The 8,023-nt window shown below is 75.4% G+C and carries 8 protein-coding genes; 4 read left to right on the forward strand and 4 right to left on the reverse strand.

The window, feature by feature from the left end; genetic code table 11:
- Nucleotides 1-11: 11 nt before the first annotated feature.
- A complete protein-coding gene (locus V6V16_RS12585; protein ID WP_334562172.1) occupies nt 12-668 on the forward strand; it encodes a response regulator transcription factor in 657 nt (218 codons plus the stop codon).
- Nucleotides 669-698: 30 nt separating this feature from the next.
- Here the strand turns inward: V6V16_RS12585 and V6V16_RS12590 are convergent, their stop codons facing one another.
- The 3 genes from V6V16_RS12590 to V6V16_RS12600 are packed head-to-tail and all read right to left on the reverse strand — an operon-like array spanning nt 699 to nt 3,286.
- Nucleotides 699-1,349, reverse strand: coding sequence for an HAD family hydrolase (locus V6V16_RS12590; RefSeq protein WP_334562173.1), 651 nt, complete (start codon nt 1,347-1,349; stop codon nt 699-701).
- A 22-nt stretch (nt 1,350-1,371) separates the two neighbouring features.
- On the reverse strand, nt 1,372-1,623 hold the full coding sequence (locus tag V6V16_RS12595; RefSeq protein ID WP_334562175.1) for a glutaredoxin family protein: 252 nt from the start codon (nt 1,621-1,623) through the stop codon (nt 1,372-1,374).
- On the reverse strand, nt 1,616-3,286 hold the full coding sequence (locus tag V6V16_RS12600) for an AMP-binding protein (RefSeq protein WP_334562176.1): 1,671 nt from the start codon (nt 3,284-3,286) through the stop codon (nt 1,616-1,618). Before V6V16_RS12600 ends, V6V16_RS12595 begins: the two co-directional genes overlap by 8 nt.
- 574 nt (nt 3,287-3,860) lie before the next feature.
- On the opposite strand from V6V16_RS12600, the gene V6V16_RS12605 reads away from it, so the two are divergent.
- From V6V16_RS12605 to V6V16_RS12615, 3 genes are all read left to right on the forward strand, one after another.
- Nucleotides 3,861-4,817, forward strand: a complete 957-nt coding sequence (locus tag V6V16_RS12605; protein ID WP_334562178.1) for an ECF subfamily RNA polymerase sigma factor, BldN family — start codon at nt 3,861-3,863, stop codon at nt 4,815-4,817.
- Nucleotides 4,818-5,103: 286 nt separating this feature from the next.
- The gene (locus tag V6V16_RS12610; protein WP_334562179.1) at nt 5,104-5,985 is read left to right on the forward strand and encodes a DUF5667 domain-containing protein; all 882 of its coding nucleotides are present in this window, start codon (nt 5,104-5,106) and stop codon (nt 5,983-5,985) included.
- Between the two features lie 129 nt (nt 5,986-6,114).
- On the forward strand, nt 6,115-6,981 hold the full coding sequence (locus V6V16_RS12615; RefSeq protein ID WP_334562180.1) for an HAD family hydrolase: 867 nt from the start codon (nt 6,115-6,117) through the stop codon (nt 6,979-6,981).
- 31 nt (nt 6,982-7,012) lie between these two features.
- On the opposite strand, the gene V6V16_RS12620 is transcribed toward V6V16_RS12615, so the two are convergent.
- The gene (locus V6V16_RS12620) at nt 7,013-7,885 is read right to left on the reverse strand and encodes a lysophospholipid acyltransferase family protein (protein WP_334562194.1); all 873 of its coding nucleotides are present in this window, start codon (nt 7,883-7,885) and stop codon (nt 7,013-7,015) included.
- Between the last annotated feature and the right edge of the window lie 138 nt (nt 7,886-8,023).

The following is an 8,023-nucleotide window of genomic DNA, read 5'->3' on the forward strand; positions in this document are numbered from 1 at the left end:
TAGACAGGCCCATGCGGATCGTGATCGCGGACGACGCGGTGCTGCTCCGGGAGGGGCTGGTACGGCTGCTCACCGAGTGCGGGCACGAGGTGGTGGCCGCCGTCGCCGACGGCGACGCGCTGGTGGCGGCGGTGGTGGCCCATCGGCCGGACGTCTCGATCGTCGACGTCCGGATGCCGCCGTCGCACACCGACGAGGGGCTGCGCGCGGCGGTGGAGGCGCGGCGGCTGGTGCCCCGCACCCCGATCCTGGTCCTCTCCCAGTACGTCGAGGTGTCGTACGCCGACGACCTGCTCGCCACCACCGGCGGCGGGGGCGGCGGTGGGATCGGCTACCTGCTGAAGGACCGGGTGGCCGCGATCGACGAGTTCCTCGACGCGCTGGACCGGGTCTCGGCCGGCGGCACGGTGCTCGACCCCGAGGTGGTCGGGCAGCTCTTCGCCCGGCGGCGGCGCGACGACCCGCTGCGGGAGCTGACCCCGCGCGAACGCGAGGTGCTCGCGCTGATGGCCGAGGGACGCTCCAACACCGCGATCGCGAGGACGCTGGTGGTCAGCGACGGCGCCGTCGAGAAGCACGTCCGCAACATCTTCACCAAGCTCCAGCTGCCGCCCGACACGGAGCAGCACCGACGGGTCCTGGCCGTCCTCGCCTACCTGCGCAACTGACCGCCGGGGCGAGCGGCCCCGCCGGCACCGTCAGGGCAGGGTGGCCGCCAGGGCGACCGCCTCGGTGAGGGTGTCGGCAACCGGGTGGCCGGCGGCGCGCAGCCGCGCCGGGTCGGTGAACCCGCCGGTGTAGAGGACGGCGCGGCCCCCCACCGACACGGCGGCGTCGGCGTCGTCGACGGAGTCGCCGATCAGCACCACGTCCCGGCCGTCCACGCCGAGCTCGGCCAGGTGCCGGCGGAGCGACTCGGCCTTGCGGTCGCCGCCGACGCTCGCCCGCAGCCCGTCCACCCGGACGAAGTGCCCGGCGAGGCCGTACGTCCACACGGTCGGCACCAGCTCCTCGTGGAACCACATGGACAGCAGGGACTGGCTGCCCGGCCACGCCGCCATCGCGACCGTGGCGTCCTGCGCCAGCTGGCAGGTGGTCAGCCCGGTGCGGTACGCGTCGTGGAAGATCCGGTCCAGCCGGCCGAACGCGTCGTCGTCGACCGCCCGGCCGAGCAGCTCCGCGTAGTAGTCGGCGACGGGGCGGCGGAACCGTACCCGGTGCTCGTCGGCGGTCACGGTCGGCCCGCCGACGCTGGCGATGGCGACGTTCGTGGAGGCGACCACCAGGCTCAGGTCGTTGAACAGGGTGCCGTTCCAGTCCCACACCAGGTGGTTGCGCGCAGGGGTCATCGCAGCACCATAGCGCCCGGCGCTACAGCTGCGGGGTGGTCAGGTCCCGCAGCAGCCGCTCCTCCTCCACCCGCCAGTAGCCGTGCTCCTTGCCGTCGAGGAGCACCACCGGCAGCCGGTCGCCGTACTCGCGTTCCAGCTCGACGTCGTCGGTGACGTCCTTCTCGTTCCACCGGTCGCCGGTGACCGCCACCACCCGGTCCAGCGCCAGCTTCGCGTCGTCGCACAGGTGGCAGCCGGGGCGGGTGATCAGGGTGAGTCGGGGCTCACGCATCGGTCTCCTCCGTCGTGCTGGTGCCGGCCGGGGCCGGCGGGCGGGTCTCCGGCGACGCCGCCGGGGACGGCACCGGGCCCCCCGGGGTCGACACCGGCCGGAGCAGGGTCTTGCGTACCTTCCCGATCACCGAGTGCGGCAACTCGTCGACGAACTCGACGGCGGTCGGGCACTTGAACCGGGCCAGGTTGCGGGCGCAGTGGGCGAGGAGCTCCTCGCCGGTCACCGGACGCCCCGGCGCCGGCACCACGTACGCCCGGACAGTCTCGCCCGTCCGTGGGTGCGGCACACCCAGTACCGCCGACTCCGCCACCCCCGGGTGCGCGGAGAGCACCAGCTCGACCTCGTGCGGGTAGACGTTGAAGCCGTTGACCAGGATCAGCTCGCCGATCCGGTCGACCAGGAAGAGGTCGCCGTCGGAATCGGCGTACGCCACGTCGCCGGTCGCCCACCAGCCGTCGGCGTCCGGCCCGCCCCGGCCGTCCGGCCAGTAGCCGGAGAAGAGGTTCGCCCCGCGCACCACGATCTGGCCGGGGTCGGTGCCCGGCGTGACGTCGGAGAGGTCCATCTCGTCGGCGTCGTCGTCCGGCTCGGTCACCCCGTCGCGCCAGAGGTCGGCCCCGTCCGGCCCGACCAGCCGCACCTCGACGCCGGGCAGCGGGCGGCCGATCGAGCCGGCCTTCGGCTCGCCGCCGACGAGGGTCGAGGTCAGCACCGGCGCGGTCTCGGTCAGGCCGTACCCGACGTGCACCGGGCGGGCGGCGGCCTGGGCGAAGCGCGTGGCGTCGGCCGGTGCCAGCGGCGCCGCGCCGCAGACCACGACCCGCACCGACGTCGTCGCCGCGGCGAGGGCGGCGGCGTCCGCGGTGGACCAGGCGGCGACCATCGACGGTACGCCGACCAGCACGGTCACCCGGCGCCGGGCGATCTCGGCGAGCCCGGCGTCGGGGCCGAGGTCGTCGACGAGCACCCCGGTCGCGCCATGGTGGACGACCGCGCCCAGCCCCGCGTTCAGCCCGTACGCGTGGAACAGCGGCAGGGCGAGCAGCACGACGTCGTCCGGGCCGAGGACCGGCGGGTCGATCCGGGCGACCTGATCGTGGTTGGCCGCCAACGCCCGGTGCGTCAGCATCGCGCCCTTCGGCCGCCCCTCGGTGCCGGAGGTGTAGAGCAGCAGCGCCAGGTCGTCGCCGCCTCGTCGGGGGAACGCGGGGCCACCGTCGGCGACCGGCGGTGCCGTCCGCACGACGGCGAGCGCGGGCAGTTCCCCGGCGACGCCGGCGACCAGGCCCCGCACCGGCTCGGTGCAGATCAACACCGAGGCACCGGAGTCGGCCAGCAGGTGCCGCAGTTCGGGGGCGGTGAGGCCGGGGTTGACCGGCACGGCGACCAGCCCGGCCCGCAGCGCGGCCAGGCAGCCCACCACGAAGTCGGGCGTGTTGCCGAGCGCGACGGCCACCCGGGGCGGGTGCCGGTCGGTGCCCGACGGGGGGCGGGCCAGGGCCGCCAGGGCGTGGGCGGTGGCCGTGACCGAGGCGTCCAGTTCGGACCAGGTCAGCGTCTGCTCGCGCCAGCGCAGCGCGGGCCGGTCGCCGTGGGCGACGGCCGCCCGGTGGAGCCGCTCGACGAGGGTCGGCGCGGCGCTGTCGATTGCGTCCTGCACGGTGGCTGAGTCTGGCACAGCGCGGGCCCCCGGGCCATGCCCGCGGCGGGGCGGCCGGGGCTTCGCGTCCGGTGGGACGACCGGGCGGGGGAAGTCCCGTCGACAGGACGATCAGGACGCGGCGGCGAGACGGGCCGGTCCCGGCCACAGGACGACACCGGGGCCGAGCGGCGGCCCGCCCGGCCCCCAGTCGACGCCCGCGCCGACGCACCGCCGCGGACCGGACACATGCGCCCTGAGCTGGAATTTCCTTCGCATCCACCGCCCATCGCGAAAGTCAACCGCACGCGACGGACAACGGGTCCGCCAGCGGTGCGACGCGGCGGGAAATACTTCCGCCCTGTGTAACGGACTTGCCACGCGTGGGTGACGTTGGCCCTATCATCACTCGGGTCGGCTCACCCCATTTGCCGTGAGTCGACACCCCTCAGCCCGAGGAGGCCCCCGTGCCTGTGAGCGCATTGGACCAGCACCTCAAGGGGATCTGCCGCCCGTCGGCACACCCCGAGCCAGCCCTGCCCGGCCGCGCCGGCCGGGCGGCCTCGACGCCGTCCGGCGGAACGGAGGCGGCACGGTGACCACCTTCGGTTACGCGGACCGGCCACTCGGCCTGACCAGTCCGGCGGCCCGCGTCCCGGTCAACGAGCGGCCCGCCGCCCGGGGTCCGCTGGACGACACCGGCAGCCTCACCACGCGGGGGGAGGGCGCGCCGAGCCGGACCCGCCACCGGCCGCACAACGAACCGCCGCCGCGCAGCGCGACGCCGGGAGGCAACGCGAAGCCGGCCGGTGGCCGGGTCGTGGCCCCCGGCCGCCCCACCATGCCGGCGCAGGGCCGCCGCGGCACGGAACCGTCCACCGGCCCCGACCCGTCGGGCCCCGAGACGGCGGTCCTTCCGGCGGTGCCGGCCGCCGCCGCGCCGATCAACGCCTCGACGGGCTTCCCCAGCCGGCCTGACCCGTCCGATCCCGCCACCGAGGTCTGGGGGCTGGTCGAGCGCGCCCAGGCCGGCGAGACCGAGGCGTTCGGGCTCATCTACGACCGGTACGTCGACACCGTGTTCCGGTTCGTCTACTTCCGGGTGGGCAACCGTCAGCTCGCCGAGGACCTCACCTCCGACACCTTCCTGCGGGCCCTCAAGCGGATCGGCAGCTTCACCTGGCAGGGGCGCGACCTGGGCGCCTGGCTGGTGACCATCGCCCGCAACCTGGTGGCGGACCACTTCAAGTCCGGCCGCTACCGGCTGGAGGTCACCACCGGCGACGTGCTGGACGCCGACCGGGAGGACCGGGGCCCCGAGGGCAGCCCGGAGGCGGCGGTGGTCGAGCACATCACCAACGTCGCCCTGCTCAGCGCCGTCAAGCAGCTCAACCCGGAGCAGCAGGAGTGCATCGTGCTGCGCTTCCTCCAGGGCTTCTCGGTGGCCGAGACGGCCCGCGCGATGGGCAAGAACGAGGGCGCCATCAAGGCACTCCAGTACCGCGCGGTGCGGGCGCTGGCGCGGCTGCTCCCGGCCGGCTTCCAGCCGTAGTCCCGCGGGGGCGGCCGACGGTCGCCGCTCGACGTACGCGCAGCTCAGCGCCGTCGTCACGCCGGGACGGCGATCACTTTCCGTGATTTCGCCTCCGCCGGCCCCGTAACCCCCGCCAGGTACGGACCGTTTCTCCGGGTGCGACCGGTGGTAGCCCCGGCTCCCCGGGCCCCCAGGGTCCGGCAGCGCGGCCGGCCACGACGTTCGTCCGTGGTGTCGAGCCGTCACCGGTCGCTGGCTACGACAGCGGCCGACCGGTCGCGACCAGCGAGAGGAGGTGCCCGCGGTGGACAGCTACCTCTTCTCCCGCCGGCGCGCGGAGCGCTTCGCGCAGCTTCTCGACGAGGCCAGCGGGGGCCGACGGCACCACGTCCGTTCCCGGGCCGACGACCAGTTGGCCGTGCTCGTCGGGGTCGGACGGCGGCTCCACGCGGCTCCGCCCGACGTGGCGGTGGACCCGGAGTTCCGCACCGGACTGCGAGCCATGCTGCTGGCCACCGCCGAGCGTGAGGGCATCGGGGCCCCGGCCGCCACGACCGAGCCGGCGTCCCGCCGCTCCACCGCCGAGGCGGGCCGGAACCGGCTGCTGCCGGCGGTCACCGCCCGTCGGGCCCGCGCCCGGGGCGCCATCCTGGTCGGCGTCGCGGCCGGCGCCGTGGCCCTCTCCGGCATCTCGGCCGCCAGTGAGAACGCGGTCCCCGGCGACGCGCTGTACGGCATGAAGCGCTCCACCGAACGCGCCCAGCTCGCGCTGGCCAGCTCGGACGTCAGCCGGGGTCAGCTGTTCCTGGGCTTCGCCCGCACCCGGCTGGCCGAGGCCGCCTCGTTGCGCGGCGACGAGGGCGGCTTCAGCGCCGTGCTGGACGACATGGACGCCGACACCCGCCAGGGCGTACGCCTGCTGACCACCGCCGCGGCGCAGCGCTCGGACCCGGCGGCGCTGGACGCGGTCAACGCCTTCCTCACCGGCCAGCGGCGGGCGGTCGGGGGTCTTCTCGACGACGCCTCCCGGGCCGACCGCGAGCGGGCGCGCCGCTCGATCGCCCTGCTCGACGCGGCCCGCAAGCGCTCCGACGCACTGCGCGCGGCGATCGCGTGCGGCCTGCCCGCCCCTCTCGGCAGCGACACGCTCGGGCCGGCTCCGGCCTCCTGCCCCGGCGGCCGCTGACCGGCGCCTCCCCCGGCCCGGCCGAGACGTCCGCGCCACAGTTGCCCCGTCGGGCGGCCGTCGGCCACCGGGCCCCGGCTACCCTCGCGGATGGCAACACGCCGCGCCGGTCGAGCGGAGGGAGGTCGCGTGGCCCGCAGCCGCAAGGTGACGGTCAGCACCGACGCCCACGGCCACACCGCCGGCTGGGCGGAGACCGGCCTGACGCCCCCGGTGCCGGATCCGACCGCGGCGGCCTTCTTCGACGTCGACAACACGATGATGCAGGGCGCGTCGATCTACTGGTTCGCCCGAGGGCTCGCCGCCCGCAAGTACTTCACCGCCGCCGACCTGGCCCGGTTCGGCTGGCAGCAGTTGCGGTTCCGGCTGCTGGCCACCGAGCACGCCGGGGACATGTCGCAGGCGAAGGAGGCCGCCCTCGCCTTCGTCGAGGGCTGGCGGGTGGACGACGTGGAGCGCCTCGCGGAGGAGATCTTCGACGAACTGATGGCGCCCCGGATCTGGGGCGGCACCCGCCGGCTGGCCCAACGCCACCTGGACGCCGGCGAGCGGGTCTGGCTGGTCAGCGCCGCCCCCGTGGAGATCGGCAGGGTGATCGCCGCCCGGCTGGGCCTGACCGGCGCGGTCGGCACGGTCGCCGAGATGGTCGACGGCGCGTACACGGGTCGGCTCGTCGGCGACCTGATGCACGGCCCGGCCAAGGCCGAGGCGGTCGCGCAGCTCGCCGCGGTGGAAGGGCTGGACCTGGGTCGTTGCACGGCCTACAGCGACTCGTGCAACGACCTGCCGATGCTCTCCTCGGTGGGCCGGGGCGTGGCCGTGAACCCCGACGCGGCCCTGCTGAGGGAGGCCCGGCAGCGCGGCTGGGACGTACGCGACTTCCGCACCGGCCGCCGGGCGGTCATGATCGCCGTGCCGTCCACCGCGGCGGCCGGCCTGCTCGCCGGGGCGGTCACCGCGGGGCTGGCGCTGCACCGGCGCCGCCGCGACGGCTGACCACGCCGCCCGCCGGCGGCGCTCGGCCGCGTCACGGGCCGAACGGGTCCGGGCGGCGCTCCAGCAGGTGGTGCAGGGTCTGCTGGATGGTCTCCCGCACCTGGTCGGCCAGGTTGAACACGACCAGCGGATCGTCGGCGGAGTCCGTCAGGTGTGCCGTGGGGATCGGCGGGCAGAACTCGATCATCCACTTGCTGGGCAGCGGCACCACGCCCAGCGGCCCCAGCCAGGGGAAGGTCGGGGTGACCGGGAAGTAGGGCAGCTTGAGCAGCCGCGCCAGGGGCTTGATGTCGGCCAGCATCGGATAGGTCTCCTCGCCGCCGACGATGGCGACCGGCACGATGGGAGTGCCGGTGCGCAGCGCCGCCGAGACGAACCCACCCCGACCGAAGCGTTGCAGCTTGTAGCGCTCGGAGTAGAGCTTGCCGATGCCCTTGAAGCCCTCCGGGAAGACGCCGACCAGCTCGCCGTTGCCGAGCAGCCGCTCGGCGTCCGGGTTGCAGGCGACGGTTCCGCCGGTCTTGCGGGCGATCTCGGAGACCACCGGCATCCGGAAGACCAGGTCGGCGCCGAGCAGCCGCAGGTAGCGGCGGGCCGGGTGCTGGTCGTGCAGCGCGGCGGCGAGGATCAGCGCGTCCAGCGCCACGGTGCCGGAGTGGTTGCCGACCACCAGGCCGGCGCCCTCGGCGGGGACGTGCTCCAGGCCGGTCACCTCGGTGCGGAACCAGTCCCGGTAGAGCAACCGCAGCAGCGGGTGGAAGACGGACTCGGTGATCTCGGGATCGAAGCCGAACTCGTCGACCTCGTAGTCGCCGGAGAGTCGGCGGCGTAGGAACGCGAGCCCTCTGGCCACCCGGCGGTCCCAGTGGTCGCCCGGCCGGTCCGGCACCGCCGGCCCGGCCACCGGCGCCGCCCCGGGGGAAGCGGCGCCGCCCGGCGTCGCGTCGGCCGGCAACTCGCGGGCGGCCGGGACACCAGGGCCGCCGGCGGCGGGCGTCTCGTCGGCCGCGGCGGCGGCGGACGGCCCGTCGGCGAAGTCGGA

It is taken from the genome of Micromonospora sp. CPCC 205561 (assembly GCF_036906775.1).
In the GTDB taxonomy this organism is placed as follows: Bacteria; Actinomycetota; Actinomycetes; order Mycobacteriales; family Micromonosporaceae; genus Micromonospora.

Excerpts from the sequence above, each read along its gene's own strand:
- V6V16_RS12585 (WP_334562172.1), top strand. The coding sequence starts at position 12 with ATGCGGATCGTGATCGCGGACGACGCGGTGCTGCTCCGGGAGGGGCTG.
- V6V16_RS12590 (WP_334562173.1), bottom strand. The coding sequence starts at position 1,349 with ATGACCCCTGCGCGCAACCACCTGGTGTGGGACTGGAACGGCACCCTG.
- V6V16_RS12595 (WP_334562175.1), bottom strand. The coding sequence starts at position 1,623 with ATGCGTGAGCCCCGACTCACCCTGATCACCCGCCCCGGCTGCCACCTG.